Origin of the sequence: Terribacillus sp. AE2B 122 (assembly GCF_902497585.1) — a bacterium.
Lineage (GTDB): Bacteria > Bacillota > Bacilli > Bacillales > Amphibacillaceae > Terribacillus > Terribacillus saccharophilus_A.
This window is the reverse complement of the sequence record NZ_LR700944.1, coordinates 56,329-78,826: the sequence shown is the minus strand read 5'-3', so window position 1 is coordinate 78,826 and position 22,498 is coordinate 56,329. Positions and strand designations below refer to the sequence as shown.

Genomic DNA, 22,498 nt, shown 5'->3' with positions numbered 1-22,498 from the left:
ATTCAACGCACTCCTTAGATTTTGCCTACAAGATCCAAGCTAGGTGTTAGTGTTTCAGATCCTTCTTCCCATTTCGCCGGGCAAACTTCACCTGGATTTTGGCGCACGTATTGTGCTGCTTTAATTTTGTTCACAAGTGTGCTTGCGTCACGGCCAATACCGTCTGCATTGATTTCGACAGTTTGGATTACACCATCTGGATCGATGATGAATGTACCGCGGTCAGCAAGACCAGACTCTTCGTTCAATACATCGAATTGACGAGAGATTGCTTGAGATGGGTCACCGATCATTGCATATGTGATTTTACCAATTTTTTCAGAGCTGTCATGCCAGCCTTTATGTACGAAGTGTGTATCTGTAGAAACGGAATAAACCTCTACACCAAGATCTTTAAGTGTGCTGTACTGGCCTTGAAGATCTTCTAGTTCAGTTGGGCATACAAAGCTGAAATCTGCAGGGTAGAAGCAGACTACGCTCCACTGACCTTTGAAATTAGCTTCTGTAACTTCGATGAATTCTCCGTTTTTGTAAGCTTGTGCTGTGAATGCTTGTACTTCTTTGCCGATAAGTGACATAAATAAATAGCCTCCCAAAATAAATTAATAACTAGAAACTTAGAATTACTTAGACATAATCATTCTAAATTTATATATATTATTAAGGGTAAAATACCGATAAGGTTGTGTCAAGGGATTATGTGAAGGGTGTCACAAGATAAATGCTATAATCACGCTATTTCTCCGACTTTTGAGTAGATGGTTAAATTTATGTGACATACAAAAGGAATAATTGAGTCAGGTGGAGAATAAATGTCTCCGTTTTTTCAGTTGGTGAATCTTCTTGAGAAATGAAGAATAGCTTGTTGGTAGAAATTGTATATTAAAATTATGATGCCTTATGTCCATAATTCTCCCGGGATGCCGATAAAGAAAGTAATAAGTTGTCAGCAGCTTAGTAATTAGGGGGGATACCATGAAACGCATCTTAGAAAAAGGTAGAATTCGGCTTACTATCAGAAATAAGCTGATTCTGTCCTTTGTCACCATTTTACTTATACCCAGTATTCTAATAGGCTTCTTAGCGTATCAGAGTGCAAAGCAGGAGTTGTCGGCTCAATTGATTGGAAGTGCATCAAGTAACGTGGATGTGCTGAACAGTATGATAGACGATACAATTCAGCCAAAGATACATGATATTGAGTTCTTTGCCAGTCAAATCAATACTGAGCTATATGACGGTATGGAAAGCCCGGAGATACGACAGAAATTAGAGCAATATACAGATCTGCATCCGGAACTTGAATTGGCATATGTCGGAACCGAAGAAGGGTTGATGATACAGTCCCCTGACTTGGAGCTTGCAGCTGATTATGATCCGCGGGAAAGACCATGGTATCAGCAGGCGAAAGAGAATGCCGGCCAAGTGGTCATAACAGAACCATATGTTTCTGCCTCAACTAATACATTAGTAGTAACAATTGCACAGACAACCGAAGATAACAGTGGTGTCATCGGCATGGATATTACATTAGGTAATTTGGAAGAAACATCTAAGAAGATACATATTGGTAAAGAAGGATATACTTCTATTCTAGATCAGACAAAGCATATAATCGTCCATCCGACAGAAGAAAAAGGAACTGAGGCTACTGCCGATTATCTTGTCCGGCAATTTGAGAAAGAAAGTGGCCAATATCGTTTCGAGCAGGGTGCTGACACAGAGGAGCTTGTTTACACAACGAATGAACTGACTGGCTGGAAGGTTGCTGGTGTAATGTCTGCCTCCGAGATAGATGATGCAGCAGCACCAATTTTATACACGACGCTAATCGTATTGGCCGTGGCGCTCATTGCCGGAGGGTTCCTTGTCTTTGGTGTTGTCCGTTCTATCATTAAACCGTTAAACAACCTGAAGCAGACTGCTGTACAAGTGAGTGGTGGCGATCTGCGTGAACGGATAGAAATTCATTCTAAGGATGAACTAGCTGAGGTTGGAGAGGCATTTAATACAATGACGGATAACCTGAGCAGTTTGATCCAGCAGATCGATACCGATTCTGGCCAGCTGGCAGCATCATCAGAGGAACTGCTGGCAAGCTCGGAGCAGACAACCTCTGCGACCGAGCATGTTACGACAACGTTGCAGGATGTAGCGGGAGGAGCAGATTCTCAGCGGGTGCACGTCGAACAGAATGCACAGGCAATAGGTGAAATTGCGATCGGTATGGATCGCGTTGCAAACAGCTTGACTGCGGTATCGGATTCAACGAAACAGGCAGCGAGCTTAGCTGAGGATGGAGAGTATTCCGTCAACCAGACAGTTGAACAAATGAAACATATCTATGCATCTGTGAATGAATCGAACGCTAGAATGCAGGAGCTTGAGGCAAGTTCTAAGAAGATAGGAAGCATTACAGATGTGATAGTTGGTATTGCTGATCAGACGAATTTGCTGGCTTTGAATGCCGCTATAGAAGCTGCACGTGCCGGTGAGCAAGGCAAAGGATTTGCTGTAGTTGCTGATGAAGTTCGGAAGCTCGCTGAGGAATCACAGCGATCGGCAATGCAAATCACAGATCTCATTCAGCATATCCAGTCTGATACAGTGCAGTCTGTCAAAGTGATGGCGCAGACAGCACGATACGTAGAAACAGGACTGCAGGCTACCGATGAAACAACGACAAAGTTCAGCCAAATTAAAGACAGCATCTTTACAATATCACCGCAGATCGAGGATATCTCCTCGATCACCGAGCAAATAGCGGCAAGCGTTCAGGAAATGACTGCTAGTGCAGAAGAGCTTGCAGCAATTGCAAAAGAGAATGCTGCGGCATCGGAGTCGATGGCAAGTACAACAGAAGAGCAACTAGCCTCTATGGAGGAAATCACAGCATCAGCAAACGCCTTATCCAATTTGGCCGAGGAGTTACAGGAATTACTGACGAAGTTCAAATTATAAATCGAAAAGCGACCCGGAAAGGGGTCGCTTTTTTATAGAAAAGAGCGATATGACAATTAGAAGGAGTATCTAACGATATTAGGATAAACATATCGGTTCAAAAAAATGTTGATATGACATTAACTATAATGATTTTTGGATAGGTAATTATAACTGGAATATAATAAAGGTGAGATTAGATGGGTGATTTGTACTACTCTAAACATTCTCTTTAAAATAATGGTTTTTGATGATTATATACAGATGAAGTCAGTATTTATATTATCAAAAATAAGGATAAATCACTATTATAAAAGTATTTATTTTAAATTAAATACCCTTTTTCTTACATAATACCCATTATATTAATTAACGATAGCTTTATAGATCATTAACATCCCATTAACAATCAGCCTATACAATTACTCTCGTACACGAACTAAATCTATTAACTTTTGTTGCGTTGGTGGAGGTTTTTTATAACTTTTGATACGGGGGAATGAGAGATGAAGCTGAGCAAAAAATTACTTGGTGTGACGTTAGCGGGAACGCTAGCGGTTGGTTCAATCGGCTTGACGAATTTGGAGCCGGAAGAGGTAGAAGCGAAGAAGGATCCGAAGGTGAAGAATGTCATTGTACTCGTTAAGGATGGAGTGAGCTCTACAACAACAACTCTATCGAGATGGTACAAGGGTGATGATTTAGCTATGGATCAGATGGCATCTGGTGGTGTGCGTACATATTCTGCAGAGTCTGCTGTTACGGATTCAGCTCCTGCTGGTACAGCCATGGCTACCGGTAATAAAACGAATGACAAGTTTGTCGGAGTCCTTCCGGAGAAAATCGCTTCTCCAGGAGTGGATGAAGATCTTGCAGACGATCCATATCGTCCTGTGACGAATGTGCTGGAAGGTGCGAAGCTGAATGGTAAAGCGACTGGTATCATTTCTACATCTGAAATTCAACATGCGACACCTGCTGCTTTTTCTTCTCATGCAGATCATCGTTCACAATATGATAATATCGCTGAACAGCAAGTCTATCAGAATATTGACGTTGTCCTTGGCGGCGGGAAGGAATCCCTTGAAAATGGCAACCGTGATGATGGCGAGGATTTGCTAGGGGTAATAGATGATAAAGGATACGATTATGTTGAGACACGAGATGACTTGCTTGATTCCAGATCGAAGAAAATCTGGGGCTCTTTCGCTCCAGCTGCACTAGCTTACGATATGGATAGGGAAGCAACAAAGCCGGAAGAACCAACATTGGCAGAGATGACGAAGAAAAGCATTCAAACATTGTCTAAAGATAAGGATGGTTTCTTCCTGATGGTAGAAGGCAGCAAGCCAGACTGGGCGGCGCATGCAAATGACCCTGTCGGTATGATCAGTGATACGCTGTCATTTGATGATGCCGTAAAAGAGGCATTGGATTTCGCTAAGAAGGATAAGAACACGATGGTCATCGCTGTTTCTGACCACGGTAACAGCGGAATCTCTATCGGAAATGAGAATACGGATGGCACATATTCTTCTACGCCAGTATCTGCCTATGTAGATCCATTGAAGGAAGCAACAATGACACTGGAAGGTGCTATGTCTCAGTTGAATGAGGATGGATCCAACCGATTGGAAGTTGCGGAGCTTTATGGTATTACGAACCCAACTGCAAAAGAAAAGAGAGCTATTAATAAATCAGAAGATCTTGGAGGAACATTGGTAGACCTTCTGGCACAGCGTGCAAACCTTGGCTTCACGACTGGCGGGCATACGGGTGAGGATCTGTTCCTATACTCCTACGGACCTGGAAAGCCATCTGGCATGATTGAGAACACAGACATTGCGCACAGTGCGGCTGATGCAATGGGCTTCAAGTTGGACAAGTTAAGCAAAAATATGTTCATAGAAGCAGAAGAAGCATTTGGTAAGTGGGGCGAAGTGAGCGTTGATACTTCTGATGCAGCGAACCCCGTATTGGTAATAGATAAAGGACGTAAAAAAGCAGAATTCCCTGTGAACAAAAATGTCGTTATTGTAAATGATCGTGAATATGAACTGGATAGTGTAACAGTTCAGAGCGGCGGAGATTTCTACGTGTCGAAGGATGCTGTGAAGATTGTGAAGAAAGCGAAATAAATGGATTACGCCCTGATAACTTATCAGGGTGTTTTTTGCGGAAGATACTTTATAATATAAGGAACATATGTTCTTTGGGTGGTGATGAAATGTGGAAACAGATGCAGTGCCTAGCCGTGTTTGCCGGAGATATAAATAAGTCCATTGCATTTTATGAGGCAATGGATTTAACCAAAGCATGGGATACATTCCAAGATGAAGCGAAACAGTGGTGGCTTATAGGGATGAAGTTTCCGCATGGGGAAACGGAATTGGTTCTAAAGAATAATCCTGATTTTGCTTTTGTTGAAACAGAAATAGTGGTAGAAGATGTACGGGAGGTTTATAGTAGTTTATCTGTAGACCCTGAAGTGAAATGGATTAGAAAGCCTTTCGCTAATCCACTTGGCGGACATGTTGCTGTAATGCGGGCGCCGGATGGGAATGTCTTTGTACTGGTAGGAGAATAAAAACGTAGTAATAAATATCGGATCAACTTACAGAAAAAAATTTCCTTGAAATTAAGTACACTGATCGACAAAAGGAAGACGGTTGAAGTTTTTTCTTTACAAAAATGAGCTTGACTTATAAGGAATATTTACCTGAAGCAGGAGAAGTTAAGTTGCTAAATTAAGTATGAACTTCCAAAGATTTCTCTTTAAGTTTCTGGGTGGTAACTTAATTCTATAAAAGGATCCTTCTTTGCTTTTATAATCAATTAAATATCATAATAAAGAAGAGGCGGGTTTCTCCTAACACTAGGAAGCACCCACCTCTCTATTTTTTAAATCTAGATCAGTCTTTTAATAAAGCGCTGGTACAATATGCCAGCAAGTAATAAACAAACCAGTAATCCTGCAGAACTGTACAGCCAGTAAACAGAACCAAAAGATGTTCCCTCCATATAGACTTTTGTTACCCAAAAAGCGGGAAGAAAACCGCTGATGTATTGCAGAGGGGAAGAGACGAAATATGCAAGGACAGGTGCAATGATAGTGAGACCTGCCATTTTAGCTAAAGCTAATCCTTCCACTTTGTTGTTGGCAAATACACCCAGGAAAAGTGTGATAATAGGTGCCTGTAACGATGTAATCAGGATTATGGTAATGGATGGCCATAATTGTAGACGAGCAATGCCGCTATATAAGAGAATCAGGCAAGTGAAGGCTATTGTGATACAGAAAGGAATGCTGATCCGATAAATGAGATAACCTTTTCTCTTTATCGGTGTTATAGCATAGTAACTGATTAGTTCTTCATCCCTTTCATCTAGCAGAAGAAAACCAGTGAGTACTCCTATCATTAAGGGACATAAAATGATAGTCACGCTCATGATAAATATATCGTAATCATACAAATTCACTTGGACCATGCGCTGTATCGAGGGCATTACATAGCGAATAAGCAAGATAAGCAGAATGGGAGAGAAAATGGACAGGATGAGCATAGGATCTCTTAAAATATTCTTGATATCCCCCTGCAAGAGAAAAACTATTTTTTTCATGATCTAATCTCCTATCTGCAGAACGATGTGTTTGCGGAATGTATGATAAGCTGCCCAATATGCCAGCGTGATGCTTATAAGTAGAATACAGACACTATAAAGAAAAGCAAAATTCTCTATATCGTTGAACCCACCGCTTATCAATAGCAGTGAACCGGTTGTCGGGAGCAAGTAAAATAGCCAATGATGCACCATATCGACAGCCGGTAAAATCGGCAGAAAAAGCCATGTGGTATAAATGGCGGCAAGCAGAAAGAAGTGATTCAAGGAACGAGATTTAGATGCGATGACAATACCAAGAAGTGAAAATAGCAGAGATGTAAGCAAGACACCAGTAAGCATAATGAGTATATGATCATAGATTCCAAATACGATGATCTTTATGATGAGGCTGGAAACAATTGATAGGAGACACAAGGAACTTATTTTTGAACAGATGTAACGATGGAGGCTCAGTGGTGTAATGAACAATGGATCAAAAATATGCTGATCTTTTTCAAGCAATAGGAGGCCGCCCATAAAGAAGAAGCCCAAAGTTGATGGATCGGAAAAAATGATCAGTGATGCAATCAGCTCGATATGTTTGTCGGGTAAGTAATATAGGAAGAAAATATAAAAGATACTTATAATTGAATAGGCAAGATAAAAGCCATGCCTAAGTTGGAATTTGATATCTTGCAGGATTATATATTTCAAACAAGCCGCCTCCCAGTCACTCTTATAAAAATATCCTCTAAGCTTGCTTCCTGTGTATGGATGGTCTCGATGCTCTCCGTTTCCAGTAGTCTCTGAAAATCGATATTGCTGTGCAGATCGGCTAAGGGGAAGTTTGCTTCTTCCACCCGGTTGGCTGTTCGATAAGTGATATTTACTACTCGTTTCCCGTATTGAAGATTCAGATGATGCGGCGATTCAATTATAGGTATAGTACCGTCTACTACAAACGCTACTCGATCACAAATTGCTTCTGCAAGCTGCATATTATGTGTGTTAATGACAATTGTCTTTCCTTTGCGCTTCTCCCGAAGTATAATATCCTTCACTGTCTTAGCATTTGTGGGATCCAGACCAGATGTTGGCTCATCTAAAAAAAGAATATCTGGGTTGTGCAGCAATGCTCTGCAGAAATTGAGTCGCATTTTCATTCCCTTGGAGAATTCGCTGACCCTTTTTCTCCGATGCGGCTCAAGTCCAAGCTCCTCAAGAAGCTGACCGTGATCTATAGATGGGGAGGAGGAATATAGTTTTGAAAAGAAAAGGAGGTTTTCTTCGGCAGTAAATTTGCTGTAAAAGTTAGGCTGTTCGAAGGCAACGCCAATCCGTTCATAAAAGGATGCCTTTACTGTTTTTATCTCGCTTCCGAACAAACTTACAGAGCCGGTATAATTCTTGGCTATACCTATAAGAATCCTTAGTGTCGTGCTTTTTCCTGCTCCTGATGGTCCCAAGAACCCGAATATCTCACCTTCTCCAATATCGAAGGAAATGTCTTTTAAGGTATCAGCTGCTGCCCGTGGATAACGGTAAGAGAGATTGTCAGCTTTTATCATCATGTCCTCCTTTTATTAAACCGTCCGCAATCATTTCTGCCTGCAGTTCCATCGCTTCTTCAAAAACGTCTTCCCCGATCTTCTGGCGATGAAGGAAGAGTAAAATGTAAGACCGTATAATCGCGCTAATGATCTTTGGGTCTTTTTTAATCAAGATTTGCTGCTTCTGAAGCTGTTCAATAATGGGCATCAATCTGTCTGTATCTGTTTCGATGTGCTGCTTCATCCGCTCTGGAGGTAATTTGGTAAGAAGGTACTGCAGGTGCTCTTCATCAAAAAGGCTTCTCAATATTGGATTGGCTTGAATCAACTGCAAGCTTCTTAATAAAAAAGCCTTAAACAGTTTTTTGGTCATTGGTTCTTGCTCAAGCAGATTGAAAAGTTCTTTTTTTATTTTCTTTTCTTCCATCTCAACAAGGTCAAAATATAATTCTTCCTTAGAGGGAAAGTATGCATAAAAAGATCCTTGAGCAATGCCTACAGCTTTTGTGATTTCAGAGATGCTGGTCTTTTTAATGCCATATTTCCCAAAAAGCTCACGAGCTGTCTCAAATAAGTTGTTTCTAATATGAATATGTTTTGGATTTTGTGATTTGGTCATTAATATGCACCTCCACGAGTTGAATAAATGAATACTTTTATTTTTAATTCATTAATTCAATTTACTGGAAATCAAATCATTTGTCAATTGTTGGATTGGGAGTTGCTATTATAGAGAAACACAGGCAATATAAGAAAGAATTTTATAGACGGGAAGCTTCAATAAATGAATAAAAGTAGTATTGTATATAAGTTACTTCTGGTTGGAATAGGGTTTTACATTCTTTATACTCTGGCAGATAACTACATCCTTGATAATCAAGCCTCCTTCTTCTTGGAACAAAAAGTGGATCTGCGTAATAGCTTTCGCATGCCTGTATGGCTGGATGTCATGTATGTACATGTATTTGTTGCTTGTCTGGCAACCCTTAGTGGAGCGGTGAACTTTTCACGGGGATTGGCTTGGCAAAAACGTAAGTTCCACCGTATCAACGGCTATGTGTATGCTGTTTCCGTGTTGCTTGTGTCTTTGACATCTGGTTATCTAGCGCCGTATGCAACAGGAGGCAAGCTGGTTAGTGTACCGTTCAATTTAGTAAATCTGTTTTGGCCGATCATGATTATAATTGCCATTGTCCATGCAAGGAAAGGCAGACTCGACAAACATCAGAACTGGATGATTCGCAGTTATCTATTCTGTTTTACAAATATGTTCATTCATTTGATTTCTTTCGTGCTCTTTAAAGCGGGAATGGATTATACACAAAGCTATACTATCGGAGTTTACGGCTCAATAGTGGTTAACGTCACAATTGCTGAGATAATTATCCGTTACTTGCGCTCGAACAGCCTCACGAGCTAATCAGGAAGACGGTTAGTGATAACAGTAGATAGATAAAGGTTTCTTGTCCGATAACCTCCTATCCTTCGTTACAAGATGCTAGTGTTTCTGGCATGATAAAGAAAATATGCGGAGGAGAGGTAAGATGGTCGCTAGGACAGCACCTTTATTCGTCCTGTTTGCAGCAATACTCTGGGGTACGACCGGCACGGCACAGGCATTTGCCCCAGCTGCGGCCCATCCGATTGCGATTGGAGCTGCAAGGCTTGCGGTTGGAGGAGTGTTTCTGCTTTTAATTACCTTGCTGCTCGGACGATTGAATCTGAAAGGCTGGCCAATCGGGCTGACGCTTCTGGCAGCGTTTTGCATGGCGTGCTATCAGCCGCTGTTTTTTTCGGCAGTCCATCAAACTGGCGTGGCAGTAGGTACCGTCATCGCAATCGGAAGTGCGCCGATTCTGTCTGGAGTCTTGGAGGCGGTAATTTTTAGAAGGCGACCAGGTTATATATGGTGGGGAGCGACATTGTTGTCTATTATGGGCTGTGTGCTGCTGTTCCTGACAGGAGATACCGTAATGATCAAGCCAGCTGGTATCCTGCTTGCGCTGGGAGCTGGTCTGTCCTTTGCGGGATATACCTTGCTGAGCGGCCAGATTGTGCAAGGTAAGAGTCCATTAGAGACAGCGGCAGTTATCTTTGGTATCGGCGGAATTTTCCTAATGCCGTTCCTTTTCCTGTTTGATATGCAGTGGATTCTGCAGCCAAGCGGTATAGCTGTAAGTCTGCATCTTGGGATTGTTGCGACAGCAGCTGCTTATTTCTTGTTTTCGAAAGGGCTGCAGCAAGTGCCGGCATCCTCTGCTGTGTCTCTGTCCTTGGCGGAACCGTTTACGGCTGCTGTGTTAGGTGTCATATTAGTCGGCGAGGAGCTTAGTCTGTTATCGTGGATGGGCATTGGTATGCTACTGGGAGGTATTGTCTTAATTGCATTTGTGCCCAGAAGGATTGAGCCTGCATAATGCAGGCTTTTTTAAATATAGTGACATGAATCAATCGGGAACGGTTTATCTGCTTACTGACATCATTATACAATATCATACATTTTTTGGGTTATTGTATGTAAATATATGTAATATTTACATACAATTTAAAATGTTATGTCAGGATATACAATCTCTTATCAATAAATTAATACTAATACCACAACTCATTACTAGAATTACTCTGTAGTACAAAATATGAGGAGTGAGTAAATGGCGATTAAGTGCAATGAAACAAGAGAAAAAAGAAAGTCCAAAATACCTGTCCTAGCATTAGCGGCAGTTATTTGTTTCCAAGGCTCTAATTCTGTTTTGGCGGCAAATAGTTTAGATGAATCCGCTATCGCCCCGCAAGAAGCATCATACGGCTACTATGTTGATAACTACGCAAATAATAACAGCTCCAATATGACGCCGGAATCCAATCCCTCCATTGGTGTACTATCCAAGTTTCATGACCTTTGGGAACCGGGAACTTCTTGGGACAATGGCACTGTGCTGAATGAAGATATACATAATTACAATATTGCAAAGTCAATTTCAATTACAGAGAATCGTACCGATGAAGAAGCTAAGGCGGCTTATTTAATCGATCGCCGTCATCAGAATTACAGTGCCATTGCAGGGCTTGGTCCTCACGCTGATAATTTTATTGCTGGTGCGAATGCAGGGACGACCATTCCGGATGAGATTCCAGAAGATGCGACAAGTTTAGGTTATGATGATGGAAGCAATAACAATGGCGTTTGGGCTGACCAGAATTCGAGTCTTGGAAGCATGGTAGGACTAATCGATACTATCCGCAACAGCGGAGCTTCAACTTCTAATGCAAAAGCTTATTACAGCTATAAACGTCCGTTTCGCTGGAGTGAAGATGTAAGTGTTATTCCGACGCTGGTTCCGAGAATAAAAGAGGATCCCAGCACTGATGGCGGATTCCCGAGTGGACATACGAACGCAGGTTATCTTGCATCCTATGGATTTGCTTATGCTGTACCAGAGCGATATGAAGAAATAATGACAAGAGCTTCTGAGATGGGCAATAGCAGAATCGTAGCCGGTATGCATTCCCCTTTGGATGTAATTGGCGGAAGAGTGATGGCAACTGCTGTTGCTGCCTCTGCTTTGAATGATCCTAATAACAAAAGTGTGAAAGATGCTGCCTATGCACAGGCGCATGAAGTACTGCTTACGCAAGAGGGTACTTCCGAAGATAACTATAGCGATTACGAGACAAATAAGCAGAACTATACGGAGCGTCTTACATATGGCTTTGAACAAATCGGAGATACTACAAAGCCAATGGTAGTGCCGAAGGGTGCTGAGGCTTTGATTGAGACTCGCTTTCCATACCTAGATGATGCGCAGCGCCGATGGTTATTATATACAACAGGCTTACCTTCCGGATATCCTGTACTGGATGATACGGAAGGCTGGGGAAGGTTGAACCTATTTGCTGCTGCAGGTGGTTATGAAGCGTTCGAAAATGATGTCACGGTATCAATGGATGCAGCCCGAGGCGGATTTAATGAGGCTGACACTTGGAAGAATGACATTGATGGCTCTGGAAAATTAACAAAGTCAGGTACAGGTGCCTTAACGCTATCTGGTGATAACTCCTATACCGGAGGCACGTTACTGGAAGAAGGAACTTTAGCTGCAAATTCAGGTTCCGCTTTTGGTGAGGGTGAAGTCGTGAATAAGGAAGGAACACTAATTGAGAACGTGTCAAGCGGTGTGACAATTGGCAATAACTTCACACAGTCAGAAGCAGGTACACTAGAGCTTACCATCGGAAATAAACAAGAAGTACTTGATATTAACGGTGAGGCCACATTTGGCGGGACGCTAAAACTAAACTTTACAGACGGGTTTATCCCTGATGCAGATACACCGATCATTTCTTATGATGCACTGGCAGATAAGAGTGCCTTTTCTAAAGTTGAGATCACAGGTCTTCCAGATAATTACGAGGTCTCCTACGATGCAAATACATTATATGTTGTAGACAGCAATACGCAAGAAGAGGAAGAAAACGAGTCTCCAGTCGTACCGCCATCCGAAACAGGGGATGACAACAATCCTTCTGAGGATCCTGTAACGAAACCAGAAGACGATAGCGTTTCAACTGAACCAACTGAAGAGACAGAGAAAGAGGAAAATCTAGTAGATTCAACTACTGAAAATGAAGACAAGAAAACACCTGCTAAATTAGAAGATGCGAGTAAAGAAAGTAACAATTCCGTAAAGCCGGTAACTTCAAGCAGCGCTGATGGAGATGTGGTGGAAAACCCTAAAACAGGAGATGACACAAACATAATCTTATATGTTGGATTACTAGCAGCATCAGCCATTGCAGCTGCCGTCGTTATTTGGCAAAGAAAATTTAGAAGAAGATAATTATATCTATTCGTGTGTCCCTTGTAGTGATAAGGCAAGCAGTTGTCCGAAGCTTCAAGGGGCACATTTTATTCATGGAGGACAATACTGAACGATAAAGGTATGGATATAGCATGAGGAAAAAGGAAAACAAAAAAATGAACTGGCTTCAAAAGATAATCCTTCTTACTTGTTTAGTTGTATTTTTATTTTGCCTTATTAAGATAGGGGGGATTGGCTTTGATTATGTTCAAAGTGAACAAGTAATGAAAGAAATCCAAGTGCAGTATAAAGGCAATCTTCAAGAAAGCAAGGCCATAGCATCGGAAAATTCAGTACGCTCACAATTCCAAAGTCTCTTAGATATCAACCCTAATATAGTAGGCTGGTTAACAATTGATAATACAAAAATAGACTATCCCATACTACAAAGTTCCGATAACAATCATTATTTGAATCGAAATTATAAAGAGGAGACATCCAAATCGGGCAGTATCTTTATGGATTTTCGTAATAAATCAGACGCACAGGATAGACAAAGGATTATATACGGTCATCAGATGAAAGACGGGTCGATGTTTGGGCAATTGGATAAATTCTTAGATGAAGATTTCTTCTCTCAAAATAAAGAATTTCAATTTGATACAATTTATGAAAGCTATAAAGTAGAAATTTTCTCGGTATATGTAACAACGACAGATTTTAATTACATTGAAACTGATTTTCCTACTGACGAAGAATACTTGGATTTTATTGATGTGATAGAAGAAAAGTCAAAAATGCGGACAGACATCCAAGTGACAGAGAAGGATAATATTATTACCTTGTCGACATGCAATGAATTACAGGATCCGGAAGATGGGAGGTTAGTCTTGCATGGGAAATTAACTAAGACTAATTGAGATCCTATTGAAGCACAGGCAATTGGTTTTTACTTAAAGGAGCGATTTCACTCGCTCCTTTCTTTTTTTGTTCAGAAACGGCTGCACTATATTTCTTCCACTTCGGTTTTATCGCTATCGTTGGGGGGAGTTTTGCTGTTGCTGTCGGGTTCTGCATGTGTGGGTAGATCATTGGTGTCAGGAGGTATCGTTTTTGTTGTATGCATTGGGAAGGAGAAATGGTTGTAGACCATTTATTTCACCTGACTCAGGAGGTAAGATAAGAAGCGTTTTATATGCATGGTAAGATACGCAAGCAAAGCGGACACGACAACCGCAAAAGGGATACTCCAAACACCTGGTATCTCCATGTTGTGCCAGATAAACATTTGGAATTGCTCGAAACCAAATGTGTTTAAAAAACCGGCCAGTAAGGTGAGGACGATGACGGTGATGAATCCGCCATAAAGAATAGAGAATACAAGAATTGCCGGTGACAATAATAACAAACGAAGTGATTTAGGATACTTCAGCATTATTTTCATCTCCTTGTCATTTTGGGAACTATCATAAAAGGATCGATACTACTAACGTAGTTGCAGGGGCAAAGCAAGCGGCAGGGTTACTTTGTTTTTGCAGAGACTGATCACGCCCTATACTTTAATTATAATATATTTTAATTATTAAAACATATTATAATTAAAGTATATTGCTTGCTGTCCTGTCAATAGGCATATAAAAAAAGATCTCCAGCTCGGAGATCTTTTTTTATATAATGATTTTCTGCAGTAAAGCATTCACTTCTGTCAGGACCGCAGCCATGTCCTGCAGTTTTTTTGACTGGAATTTCAAAAAGAGGTCTTCTACTTTGGATTGGCCAGCTGAGGTAAGAACCATCTTTACAACTCTTCGGTCTTTATCCTCCCGTTTTCGTTCCACAAGACCCATTTTTTCCATTCTGTCACACATGGAAGTAGCTGCACCAGGCGTAATGTGAAAAAGATCGGAGATAGCAGTGACTTTCATGCCATCTGTGAGCTTCAGTTGGAGCAAGAGGAGTAAATGGTTCTCGGAGAGTGCTTCGCCTTCTGTCAGCAAGTTGATGAATGCTCTTGATTTTTGCTGGATACCAAGAATGGAGGTCATGATGTTTTCTATTTCAGCTGTTGTATGTTTTTCTGTCATGCTATCACTGCCTAGCTGTGTATTTGTTATTTGCATTATAGCGTACCAGCAAAGATGTTAGCTAGGCTTTACTCATGTCCTGTCTATATTGGCTTGGTGATAAGTCGTATTTTGCTTTGAAGCTTTTCGAGAAGTAACCTTGTCTTGTAAAACCGACTTCTTCCGCAATTTGCTGCAAAGACCAGTCTGTTGTTAAAAGCAGCAGTCGTGCCTGATGTAATCGGTATGCTGCTAAGTATGCAAGCGGTGTGCATGAAAAAGCTTGTTTCATGCATCTGGCCAAATAGTTCTCATGCACATGAAAGTGTTTTGCCAGGGTTGCATTCGTGATGTGTTGGTTGTAGTGCTGTTTAATATACATTTCAACATGTTCCGCTAATCGCAGTGAGGTGTGCTGCGGTATTGGATTGTAAGACAGATGCTGCAGCACTTGCATGAACAATTGCTGTGTTTCCCAAAAGGCGAAGGAACGCGGCTGAGTGGTGGATTGCAGCAGGTTTTCTACTGTATAGTACAGGACATGTCGTTGTGGTACTTGCTGATATTTCGGCAGGTGAATCGTTGCATGTTCAGTATGGTAATGCAGCGACGGTATGGACTCAGCTGGTGAGATAGAGGCACACACAGACTGGTCCTTCCAAAAGGATGGGCTTTGCATATGCAGCCAATAGAATGTCGTATCTGATGCACAGCGAGCTGTTGGATAATGATACTTGCTCGGTTCGAGAATTAATGCCTCTCCGGCAGAAATGTCCCATTGCAATGCTTCTTCCCCAATGAATAAAGTACCTTCTTTGACGAGAATTATATCAAAGAATCCTAGTTTTCTTCGTGCAGGATGCTGCTGTCCTTTATAAAATGTCGTGCTGTTTCCTTCTACAAAATATGGCAGTGGTGGAGCTGAGAATGATAGATAGGATTTCTCCATTTCCGTGTCGCCGCCTTTTGGGTGAAATAGTGTAAAACGAAGTTGAATCTGGTTCTATATCACTTCCTATTGTAGATGCTACGCTGTATTTTGAAAACGCTTAATTTTAAAGTGCAGAAGGAGTGTGCGATATGGAACTTTCTAGTGTGAATAATAATCAAAAAGTAACTGTGGAAGATGCCTTCTGGTCGAACTATAAGCAGCTTGTAGCTGAACAGGTGATTCCATATCAATGGAAAGCGCTGAATGATCAGCTGCCGGATACCGCGCCGAGCCATGCTATTGAAAATTTTCGCATTGTGGCGGGGGAAGCAAAGGGTGACTATTATGGCACTGTCTTTCAAGATAGTGATGTAGCGAAATGGCTGGAGACGGTCGCTTATAGCTTACGCAGCTTTCCAGATTCAGAATTGGAAGGAGCGGCTGATGATGTTATATCATTAATGGGGAGAGCGCAGGCTGAGGACGGATATTTGAATACCTATTATATGCTTGTTGAGCCTGACAACAGATGGACGAATCTGCGAGACAATCATGAGCTGTATTGTGCGGGCCATTTGGTTGAAGCAGCAGTTGCTTATTATGAAACGACTGGTAAGCGTGCATTCCTGGATATAGTGGAGGACTATGTAGAACTGATTCGGAGTACGTTTGGAAGAGAAGATGGAAAACTGCAGGGCTATCCGGGGCATCCGGAAATTGAGCTAGCATTGCTTCGGTTATTCGATACAACAGGTAAGCGCGAGCACTTGGAGCTAGCAGCATATTTTATCGAGCAGCGTGGGCAGGAGCCACATTACTTCAATATGGAAAAAGAGCAGCGTCAATCCTTAGGTGCCCCGTCGACATGGAATGACGAGAATACTAATTTTGGACTCGGTTATGCCTATATGCAGGCACATCTTCCTGTACGGCAGCAGCAGGAAGCAGTCGGACATTCCGTGCGAGCAATGTATTTGTATGCAGCTATGGCCTATCTTGCACGACGTACAGATGATGCGGAGCTGCAAGCGGTATGTGATGCCTTATGGGATGATGTGACGAACCGGAAAATGTATATAACAGGAGGCCTTGGCTCAGCTGTTAACGGTGAGGCTTTTACAGATGCATACGATTTGCCGAATGACATCATGTACTGTGAAACATGTGCATCTGTCGGACTTGTCTTTTGGGCGAAGCAGATGCTTTTGCTCTCACCAGACAGGAAATATGCAGATGTGTTGGAACGGGCAATTTACAATGGGACAATTAGCGGCATGGGCTTAGATGGTAAACGATTTTTTTATGTAAATCCGCTGGAAGTAAATGCATATCAAGCTGGACGAAAGGATCAGGAGCATGTGAAACAGGAGAGGCAGAAGTGGTTTGCCTGTGCGTGCTGTCCGCCGAATTTAGCACGTCTGATTGCTTCGATTGAGGATTATGCTTATACACAGTCGAAGGATACTCTGTATACACATCTTTATTTGGCGGGAACCGTGCAAACTACGATTGGTGATGTGCCTGTTAAGCTCAAGCAAAGTCATCAGTATCCATGGGAAGGTAGAATAACAATTGCAGTAGAAGGAACAGGACAATTCAGGCTAGCGTTTCGGATTCCTGGCTGGTGTCAAGAAGCGACGACGTCTGTGAATGGTGAAGTGTTAGCAATCGATGATATGGAGCAGGGCTATTTTATTTTGGATCGAGAGTGGACAACGGAAGATAAGATTGAACTGCATTTTCAGCTGCCAGTGATGCGTGTATATAGCAATCCGAAAATCGGGATGAATCAAGGGCAGGTTGCCTTGCAACGCGGACCGGTCGTCTACTGTCTGGAGGAAGTGGACAACGGTAAGAGTCTTGCTGGATTGAGGCTGCCGCGGGAGAGCGAATTCACTGCAGCGTTTGAGGAAGACTTGTTAAACGGAGTTGTGATTTTAGAGACAGATGGGCTCAAAGCAGCAGAATCAGAAGCGCTTTACCAGACTGATTCACCTCTATTAGAGCCTGTAAGATTGCGTGCTGTTCCTTATTACGCCTGGTGTAACCGCCAAGCTGGTGAGATGCGTATTTGGATACATGAAACATAAAAAAGGGGGGCTGCCGAATAACGGCAGCCCTTTATAAATTCTCCATCAAACGCTTTGCAATCCGTGCATAGTCATCCCGGTCGATTCCAGGAGCAAATTCCTCCGGCAGCTCCTCGAGATCCGGAATCGGACCTCCGCGCGGCGAACCTTGCTTCACAACAAGTTGACTGCCGTTCTCCGGATTTTCTCCTTTCCAGATTTTTCGGATGTCTGCATATTCGCCCATGTCATTCCAGGTGAATAGGATATTTCCGAGTCCTTGCTGCTCGAATTTACGAGCATGATCAAACTTGGTGTTGGATAGATCCGGAATCGGAACTAGTTTGGAAACATCCACACCTGTGGCTATCTCCAATGCTTTAGCATACGCCAATACATGCGTACCGCCGCGTACGAGCAAGTAACCAATCATTTCCCGAGCTGTTTCATGTTCTGTCATTTCATATACACGCATCTTGTGTGTTCGTGCTCCGCACTCTAAGAAGAAGTTGTGCAGCAGATCCAGTACGAGATTTCCGCTGGAAAAGACATTGTCTCCTGTCCAGGGGCGCCCCATGGAGTCTCCGGCTAATGCGGTTTGTGCTGTTGCGATGAATTGATATGTATTGCGGCTGTCTTTGCCGGTTCTGAGAGGCGTAACATCTGGATCGCCGGTATAGAAAGTATTGCCGCGGGATAAGAGATTGATTGTATTGGCTACGAGCTCCACATGCCCGAATTCTTCAGCGGTGATACTTGCGACTAAGTCGTAAAAGGGCTTTAGTTTTTTCTTGTTACGAAAGTTGAAGGATTGGTACATATAGTTATTCAAGGTCGACATTTCGCCGAACTTTCCGCCGAGCAGTTCCTGCACAGCAGCAGCAGCATTCGGATCGCCATGTTCAGGGATAGGCAAGTCGATTGCGAGTCTGTTTTCACGTTTGATCATCTGTTAACCTCCTTATCCTTTTGGAATGACCCAGACAATTTGAGCGGTACGAATAAAAAAGGACGAACCGCCCGACTCAACGACAATGTGGTCTGGACGCACTGTTGTCAGTCTTCCTGTGACAGATCCACGTACGGTTTCAACTACAATTTGCTTGTTTCTAACTCCTTGTAATGTTTGATAGACATGGGGTTCGACATTGCTGATATAGGTCGTTTGCTGAGGTTGATTCATGCTGATCGCTCCTTTATAGGTAGAAACGCTATACTTTATGCGGATGAAGGATGTCCCCATGCATATTCTTAATATGTGGATACAATATGATGGCTCTAATTACAAGCATCTATTTTTGTGGATTGTCGGGTCTATGCTAAAATCATCTTAATGTGAAAAGGGGTGTCACGATGAAAATTGAAGTATGGTCAGATTTTGTCTGTCCTTTCTGTTATATAGGTAAACGAAGGCTGGAACTTGCGTTAGAGCAATTCGAACACAAGGATAGTGTGGAAATAGAATTTAAGAGCTTTGAGCTGGATCCGAATGCTGGGGTGTACAACGGAAAAAGTATTCACGAAGCACTTTCAGAGAAGTACGGCATGTCAATCGAGCAGGCGAAGGTGAACAACCTGCAAATCGGGCAGCACGCAGCTGAAGTTGGTCTTACATTCAACTTTGAAGACATGAAGCCGACAAATACACTGCATGCACATCGCTTAGCCAAGTTTGCAGAAACAAAAGGCAAAGAAAAAGCGATGACTGAGAACCTGCTGTATGCGTACTTCACGGAATCAAAGAACCTCAGTGAAAAAGAAACACTGCTGGATGTTGCAGAAGCTTCTGGCTTGGATCGCAAAGAGGCAGCGGAGATTTTGGATAATGAATCACTTCACTTGGATGAGGTAAGAGGTGACGAGCGGATGGCGCAGCAATACGGCATTACAGGTGTGCCTTTCTTCATTTTTAATAATAAGTACACAATCTCTGGTGCGCAGCCTATGGAAACATTCATCGGTGCGTTGAATCAAGTTTGGAAAGAAGAAAACGAACAGCCGAAGTTCAAAGATTTCGGATCTGGTAATGCTGGTGTGTGCACAGACGATAACTGTTCGATATAAGAAAAATGGGCCTGCAAACCTGCAGGCCCATTTTTACGCTTCTAAAAAGGTGAAAGTAGGTGTTCATAAATGACAAAGGCTAATAAACGGAAGATACAGCATCATGTTGGAGCATATGTAAGAACACGCCACTTATCTTCGTGTCTGCCAATCTGATTCAAGTCTATCCAGTATAACTGCGAGTAATGCCATTTTTATTAGATATAGATATGCTGTAGCATTAAAAGAGTAAGTTTCAAGAAACAGCTGAACGGGTAATTAAAAAGTTGTGTTATGTTCAGCAGCAAATAAACAACCTCAGGTTGAAGGAGTGGTTGGTTGGAAACCGATATTAAGAAACCGTCGTTTTTGTACGCAATAATGATGCTGTTGTCTATAGTGGCAGTAGTATCCATAGGAATTTTAGCATTTGATGCACCGATTCAAATACTGATGTTCATCAGCATGCTGGTCATCATACCATTTATGCTTGGGCTTGGATTTACGTATAAGCAAATCGAGAAATCCATGGCAAGAGCAATGGGAAGAGCATTGATGCCCGGTGTCATTCTTTTGACCGTCGGCATTTTAATCGGTGCATGGATCGCTTCCGGTACTGTGCCAACATTAATTTATTATGGTGTGCAGGCAATTACCCCGCAGTTCTTTTTAGTGACGACATTGCTGTTTTGTTCGCTAGTATCTGTTGCGACAGGTACTAGCTGGGGAACGGTTGGTACCGCAGGTGTTGCGATGATGGGTGTCGGTACGGCACTTGGTATTCCAGCAGGATTAATTGGCGGTGCGATCGTTAGTGGTGCTTTCTTTGGGGATAAGATGTCCCCGCTATCTGATACAACGAATCTGGCACCTGCTGTAACTGGCGGGGATTTGTTTAAGCATATTAAGCATTTGCTTTGGACCACAGTTCCTTCTTATCTGATTACAGCCGCTATCTTCCTGTTCATTGGGTTGCGCTATCACGGTACTGGTGCTGATTCAGAAAGCGTCAATCAACTGACATCATATCTGGCGAACAATTTTCAATTGGGCATTATTCCATTGATCCCTATAGTTGTATTAATTACATTATTAGCCATGAAAAAACCTGCTATACCGTCTATCTTTGCTGGTGCAGCAGTTGGTGGACTGATTGCAATCTTCTATCAAGGCTTCGGATTTGCTGAAATGTTGACCACTTTCTATAGTGGATATGCGGTAGAATCCGGCATCCCTGTAGTTGATGAGCTGCTGATCCGTGGCGGACTGACAAGTATGCTGGAATTAATTGCGCTATTCTTATTTGCACTGGGATTAGGTGGTCTATTGGCAGATGCCGGTGTACTAGAAGCGTTGATTGCATCATTTGCCATGAAGATCAAGCATACCGGCGTTTTGACTTTGGTAACTGTGATTGTAAGCTATTTAACACTTGTGCTTGGGGGAACAGTTTACTTCTCCACAGTAATGGGTGGAACGCTCATGAAGCCAATTTTTGAGCGGCTTAATCTTGAACCGGAAAATCTCTCACGTATTTTGGAGGATACTGGTACTTTGAGTGCGCCGCTTGTACCTTGGACCGGTGGTGGTATTTACACGGCTGGTGCTCTTGGCATCGCGACAGTCACTTATTTGCCATTCTGTTTCTTAGCCTTTATCACGCCAGTATTCACTTTGCTTTATGGGATAACTGGCTGGACAATCAAGGAGAAAAAAGAAGAGAAGCAGAAGAAACCGAAAATAAAAATAGCAGAAGCATAATAATAAGTGAGCACTACCTTAACAGGTGGGGCTCTTTTAATGTTTGATCGGTGGAATATTCGGCTTCCTTTCCTTCAAACTGATATGCAGGCTTTGTGGATGTGAAATAGATGCGAAGAATATTTGATTCATGCCAATGATGTTTGCTGCTGAAGATTGAGATCTTCCCGTGTTGCAGGCAGTTTATTCGGTTTTTTTAAGACACTAAGTGTCCCGTTTGGTTCGACTATTGCTGTTTCTACGTCACGTACATCAAAAACGTCCTTCTGTCTCAGCATAAACAATATATTGTCGATGGAATATTGAACTTTCCGCATATTTTCATATAGTAAGGTGCCGTCTTGTATAACAATAGTCGGACCAAGTGTAAGCACCTTCCCAATTTTACGATTAGAGATTTTCCACTTCACGATTGCCTTTTGGAACAGACCGATGGCGACAATGGCTACGGCAGTTGGCAGATGTGCTATCTCTGGATCAGCGATGTCAGCCCCAACGAGTGCTCCTAGAATGACAACAATCAGAAAATCAAAAACTGGCATTTCGCCGATTGCACGTTTCCCCATGTACAAGGTCACGACTAGCATAAGCGGGATGATGGTAATGATTCGAGCGATGACAATCAAATTGTCATGAATAAGTTCGGACATAAAGTTGCTCCTTTCTGCTATTCAGCCTTGCCAGTCAACTGTATTGCCAAACTAAATGTCCTGATTTTATTGAAAAGAAGATATCTGTG

At 42.2% G+C, this 22,498-nt stretch carries 21 protein-coding genes and 1 pseudogene; 11 read left to right on the top strand and 11 right to left on the bottom strand.

Translation table 11 applies throughout. From position 1 onward, the window contains the following. Nucleotides 1-14: 14 nt before the first annotated feature. Entirely contained in the window at nucleotides 15-578 is a 564-nt protein-coding gene (ahpC, locus tag AE2B122_RS08815) for an alkyl hydroperoxide reductase subunit C (protein ID WP_038563282.1), read from the bottom strand. Nucleotides 579-975: 397 nt separating this feature from the next. Here ahpC and AE2B122_RS08810 point away from each other — a divergent pair, with 397 nt between their 5' ends. From AE2B122_RS08810 to AE2B122_RS08800, 3 genes are all read left to right on the top strand, one after another. Beyond that, a complete protein-coding gene (locus AE2B122_RS08810; RefSeq protein WP_175073810.1) occupies nucleotides 976-2,961 on the top strand; it encodes a methyl-accepting chemotaxis protein in 1,986 nt (661 codons plus the stop codon). A gap of 485 nt (nucleotides 2,962-3,446) precedes the next feature. Then, entirely contained in the window at nucleotides 3,447-5,078 is a 1,632-nt protein-coding gene (locus AE2B122_RS08805; protein ID WP_175073809.1) for an alkaline phosphatase, read from the top strand. Between the two features lie 89 nt (nucleotides 5,079-5,167). Then, nucleotides 5,168-5,527 (top strand): VOC family protein, encoded by a 360-nt coding sequence (locus tag AE2B122_RS08800; protein ID WP_175073808.1) that lies wholly within the window; start codon nucleotides 5,168-5,170, stop codon nucleotides 5,525-5,527. Nucleotides 5,528-5,847: 320 nt separating this feature from the next. Here AE2B122_RS08800 and AE2B122_RS08795 read toward each other — a convergent pair whose 3' ends face one another. From AE2B122_RS08795 to AE2B122_RS08780, 4 genes are read right to left on the bottom strand one after another with little or no spacing between them, the layout of a single operon-like run. Continuing rightward, nucleotides 5,848-6,561, bottom strand: coding sequence for a hypothetical protein (locus AE2B122_RS08795; protein WP_175073807.1), 714 nt, complete (start codon nucleotides 6,559-6,561; stop codon nucleotides 5,848-5,850). Between the two features lie 3 nt (nucleotides 6,562-6,564). After that, the gene (locus AE2B122_RS08790; RefSeq protein WP_175073806.1) at nucleotides 6,565-7,257 is read right to left on the bottom strand and encodes a hypothetical protein; all 693 of its coding nucleotides are present in this window, start codon (nucleotides 7,255-7,257) and stop codon (nucleotides 6,565-6,567) included. Beyond that, nucleotides 7,254-8,111 (bottom strand): ABC transporter ATP-binding protein, encoded by an 858-nt coding sequence (locus AE2B122_RS08785; protein ID WP_175073805.1) that lies wholly within the window; start codon nucleotides 8,109-8,111, stop codon nucleotides 7,254-7,256. The genes AE2B122_RS08790 and AE2B122_RS08785 overlap by 4 nt, the downstream gene beginning before the upstream one ends. Then, on the bottom strand, nucleotides 8,098-8,712 hold the full coding sequence (locus tag AE2B122_RS08780; protein ID WP_175073804.1) for a TetR/AcrR family transcriptional regulator: 615 nt from the start codon (nucleotides 8,710-8,712) through the stop codon (nucleotides 8,098-8,100). Before AE2B122_RS08780 ends, AE2B122_RS08785 begins: the two co-directional genes overlap by 14 nt. Nucleotides 8,713-8,877: 165 nt before the next feature. Between AE2B122_RS08780 and AE2B122_RS08775 the strand changes: the two genes are divergently transcribed. The 5 genes and pseudogenes from AE2B122_RS08775 to srtB all read left to right on the top strand — a co-directional run bounded on the left by AE2B122_RS08775 (nucleotide 8,878) and on the right by srtB (nucleotide 13,812). After that, a complete protein-coding gene (locus tag AE2B122_RS08775) occupies nucleotides 8,878-9,513 on the top strand; it encodes a DUF2306 domain-containing protein (protein ID WP_175073803.1) in 636 nt (211 codons plus the stop codon). A 124-nt stretch (nucleotides 9,514-9,637) separates the two neighbouring features. After that, nucleotides 9,638-10,510, top strand: a complete 873-nt coding sequence (locus tag AE2B122_RS08770; RefSeq protein ID WP_175073802.1) for an EamA family transporter — start codon at nucleotides 9,638-9,640, stop codon at nucleotides 10,508-10,510. Nucleotides 10,511-10,744: 234 nt separating this feature from the next. Further along, nucleotides 10,745-12,544 (top strand): annotated as a pseudogene (locus AE2B122_RS08765) (phosphatase PAP2 family protein); the annotation flags it as partial. A 267-nt stretch (nucleotides 12,545-12,811) separates the two neighbouring features. Further along, nucleotides 12,812-12,931 carry a sortase B protein-sorting domain-containing protein gene (locus tag AE2B122_RS19500; protein WP_371809538.1) on the top strand — a complete coding sequence of 40 codons (120 nt, stop codon included), beginning with the start codon at nucleotides 12,812-12,814 and terminating at the stop codon, nucleotides 12,929-12,931. Nucleotides 12,932-13,044: 113 nt separating this feature from the next. Beyond that, the gene (gene srtB / locus AE2B122_RS08760; protein WP_175073800.1) at nucleotides 13,045-13,812 is read left to right on the top strand and encodes a class B sortase; all 768 of its coding nucleotides are present in this window, start codon (nucleotides 13,045-13,047) and stop codon (nucleotides 13,810-13,812) included. Nucleotides 13,813-14,045: 233 nt separating this feature from the next. Here srtB and AE2B122_RS08755 read toward each other — a convergent pair whose 3' ends face one another. The 3 genes from AE2B122_RS08755 to AE2B122_RS08745 form a co-directional block, all read right to left on the bottom strand. Then, nucleotides 14,046-14,327 (bottom strand): hypothetical protein, encoded by a 282-nt coding sequence (locus tag AE2B122_RS08755; protein WP_175073799.1) that lies wholly within the window; start codon nucleotides 14,325-14,327, stop codon nucleotides 14,046-14,048. 232 nt (nucleotides 14,328-14,559) lie between these two features. Continuing rightward, nucleotides 14,560-14,976, bottom strand: a complete 417-nt coding sequence (locus AE2B122_RS08750) for a MarR family winged helix-turn-helix transcriptional regulator (protein WP_095269203.1) — start codon at nucleotides 14,974-14,976, stop codon at nucleotides 14,560-14,562. 61 nt (nucleotides 14,977-15,037) lie between these two features. Further along, nucleotides 15,038-15,904 carry an AraC family transcriptional regulator gene (locus tag AE2B122_RS08745; protein WP_095269187.1) on the bottom strand — a complete coding sequence of 289 codons (867 nt, stop codon included), beginning with the start codon at nucleotides 15,902-15,904 and terminating at the stop codon, nucleotides 15,038-15,040. 131 nt (nucleotides 15,905-16,035) lie between these two features. Here AE2B122_RS08745 and AE2B122_RS08740 point away from each other — a divergent pair, with 131 nt between their 5' ends. Continuing rightward, nucleotides 16,036-17,976: a glycoside hydrolase family 127 protein gene (locus AE2B122_RS08740; protein ID WP_175073798.1), complete on the top strand. Its 1,941-nt coding sequence runs from the start codon at nucleotides 16,036-16,038 to the stop codon at nucleotides 17,974-17,976. Between the two features lie 31 nt (nucleotides 17,977-18,007). On the opposite strand, the gene AE2B122_RS08735 is transcribed toward AE2B122_RS08740, so the two are convergent. Continuing rightward, nucleotides 18,008-18,904 (bottom strand): manganese catalase family protein, encoded by an 897-nt coding sequence (locus AE2B122_RS08735; RefSeq protein WP_095220369.1) that lies wholly within the window; start codon nucleotides 18,902-18,904, stop codon nucleotides 18,008-18,010. 12 nt (nucleotides 18,905-18,916) lie between these two features. Then, a complete protein-coding gene (locus tag AE2B122_RS08730; protein WP_095220368.1) occupies nucleotides 18,917-19,138 on the bottom strand; it encodes a YuzF family protein in 222 nt (73 codons plus the stop codon). 170 nt (nucleotides 19,139-19,308) lie between these two features. Here AE2B122_RS08730 and AE2B122_RS08725 point away from each other — a divergent pair, with 170 nt between their 5' ends. Then, entirely contained in the window at nucleotides 19,309-20,019 is a 711-nt protein-coding gene (locus AE2B122_RS08725) for a DsbA family oxidoreductase (protein ID WP_095220367.1), read from the top strand. Between the two features lie 318 nt (nucleotides 20,020-20,337). After that, on the top strand, nucleotides 20,338-21,759 hold the full coding sequence (gene nhaC, locus AE2B122_RS08720; RefSeq protein WP_175073797.1) for a Na+/H+ antiporter NhaC: 1,422 nt from the start codon (nucleotides 20,338-20,340) through the stop codon (nucleotides 21,757-21,759). A gap of 128 nt (nucleotides 21,760-21,887) precedes the next feature. Here the strand turns inward: nhaC and AE2B122_RS08715 are convergent, their stop codons facing one another. Next, on the bottom strand, nucleotides 21,888-22,409 hold the full coding sequence (locus AE2B122_RS08715; protein WP_371809509.1) for a DUF421 domain-containing protein: 522 nt from the start codon (nucleotides 22,407-22,409) through the stop codon (nucleotides 21,888-21,890). Between the last annotated feature and the right edge of the window lie 89 nt (nucleotides 22,410-22,498).

Excerpts from the sequence above, each read along its gene's own strand:
- AE2B122_RS08730 (WP_095220368.1), bottom strand. The coding sequence starts at position 19,138 with ATGAATCAACCTCAGCAAACGACCTATATCAGCAATGTCGAACCCCAT.
- AE2B122_RS08770 (WP_175073802.1), top strand. The coding sequence starts at position 9,638 with ATGGTCGCTAGGACAGCACCTTTATTCGTCCTGTTTGCAGCAATACTC.
- AE2B122_RS08785 (WP_175073805.1), bottom strand. The coding sequence starts at position 8,111 with ATGATAAAAGCTGACAATCTCTCTTACCGTTATCCACGGGCAGCAGCT.
- AE2B122_RS08810 (WP_175073810.1), top strand. The coding sequence starts at position 976 with ATGAAACGCATCTTAGAAAAAGGTAGAATTCGGCTTACTATCAGAAAT.
- AE2B122_RS08795 (WP_175073807.1), bottom strand. The coding sequence starts at position 6,561 with ATGAAAAAAATAGTTTTTCTCTTGCAGGGGGATATCAAGAATATTTTA.
- ahpC (WP_038563282.1), bottom strand. The coding sequence starts at position 578 with ATGTCACTTATCGGCAAAGAAGTACAAGCATTCACAGCACAAGCTTAC.
- AE2B122_RS08800 (WP_175073808.1), top strand. The coding sequence starts at position 5,168 with ATGTGGAAACAGATGCAGTGCCTAGCCGTGTTTGCCGGAGATATAAAT.
- AE2B122_RS08735 (WP_095220369.1), bottom strand. The coding sequence starts at position 18,904 with ATGATCAAACGTGAAAACAGACTCGCAATCGACTTGCCTATCCCTGAA.
- AE2B122_RS08745 (WP_095269187.1), bottom strand. The coding sequence starts at position 15,904 with ATGGAGAAATCCTATCTATCATTCTCAGCTCCACCACTGCCATATTTT.
- AE2B122_RS08755 (WP_175073799.1), bottom strand. The coding sequence starts at position 14,327 with ATGCTGAAGTATCCTAAATCACTTCGTTTGTTATTATTGTCACCGGCA.
- AE2B122_RS08805 (WP_175073809.1), top strand. The coding sequence starts at position 3,447 with ATGAAGCTGAGCAAAAAATTACTTGGTGTGACGTTAGCGGGAACGCTA.
- AE2B122_RS08715 (WP_371809509.1), bottom strand. The coding sequence starts at position 22,409 with ATGTCCGAACTTATTCATGACAATTTGATTGTCATCGCTCGAATCATT.
- AE2B122_RS08775 (WP_175073803.1), top strand. The coding sequence starts at position 8,878 with ATGAATAAAAGTAGTATTGTATATAAGTTACTTCTGGTTGGAATAGGG.
- AE2B122_RS08725 (WP_095220367.1), top strand. The coding sequence starts at position 19,309 with ATGAAAATTGAAGTATGGTCAGATTTTGTCTGTCCTTTCTGTTATATA.
- srtB (WP_175073800.1), top strand. The coding sequence starts at position 13,045 with ATGAGGAAAAAGGAAAACAAAAAAATGAACTGGCTTCAAAAGATAATC.
- AE2B122_RS08740 (WP_175073798.1), top strand. The coding sequence starts at position 16,036 with ATGGAACTTTCTAGTGTGAATAATAATCAAAAAGTAACTGTGGAAGAT.
- AE2B122_RS08780 (WP_175073804.1), bottom strand. The coding sequence starts at position 8,712 with ATGACCAAATCACAAAATCCAAAACATATTCATATTAGAAACAACTTA.
- AE2B122_RS08750 (WP_095269203.1), bottom strand. The coding sequence starts at position 14,976 with ATGACAGAAAAACATACAACAGCTGAAATAGAAAACATCATGACCTCC.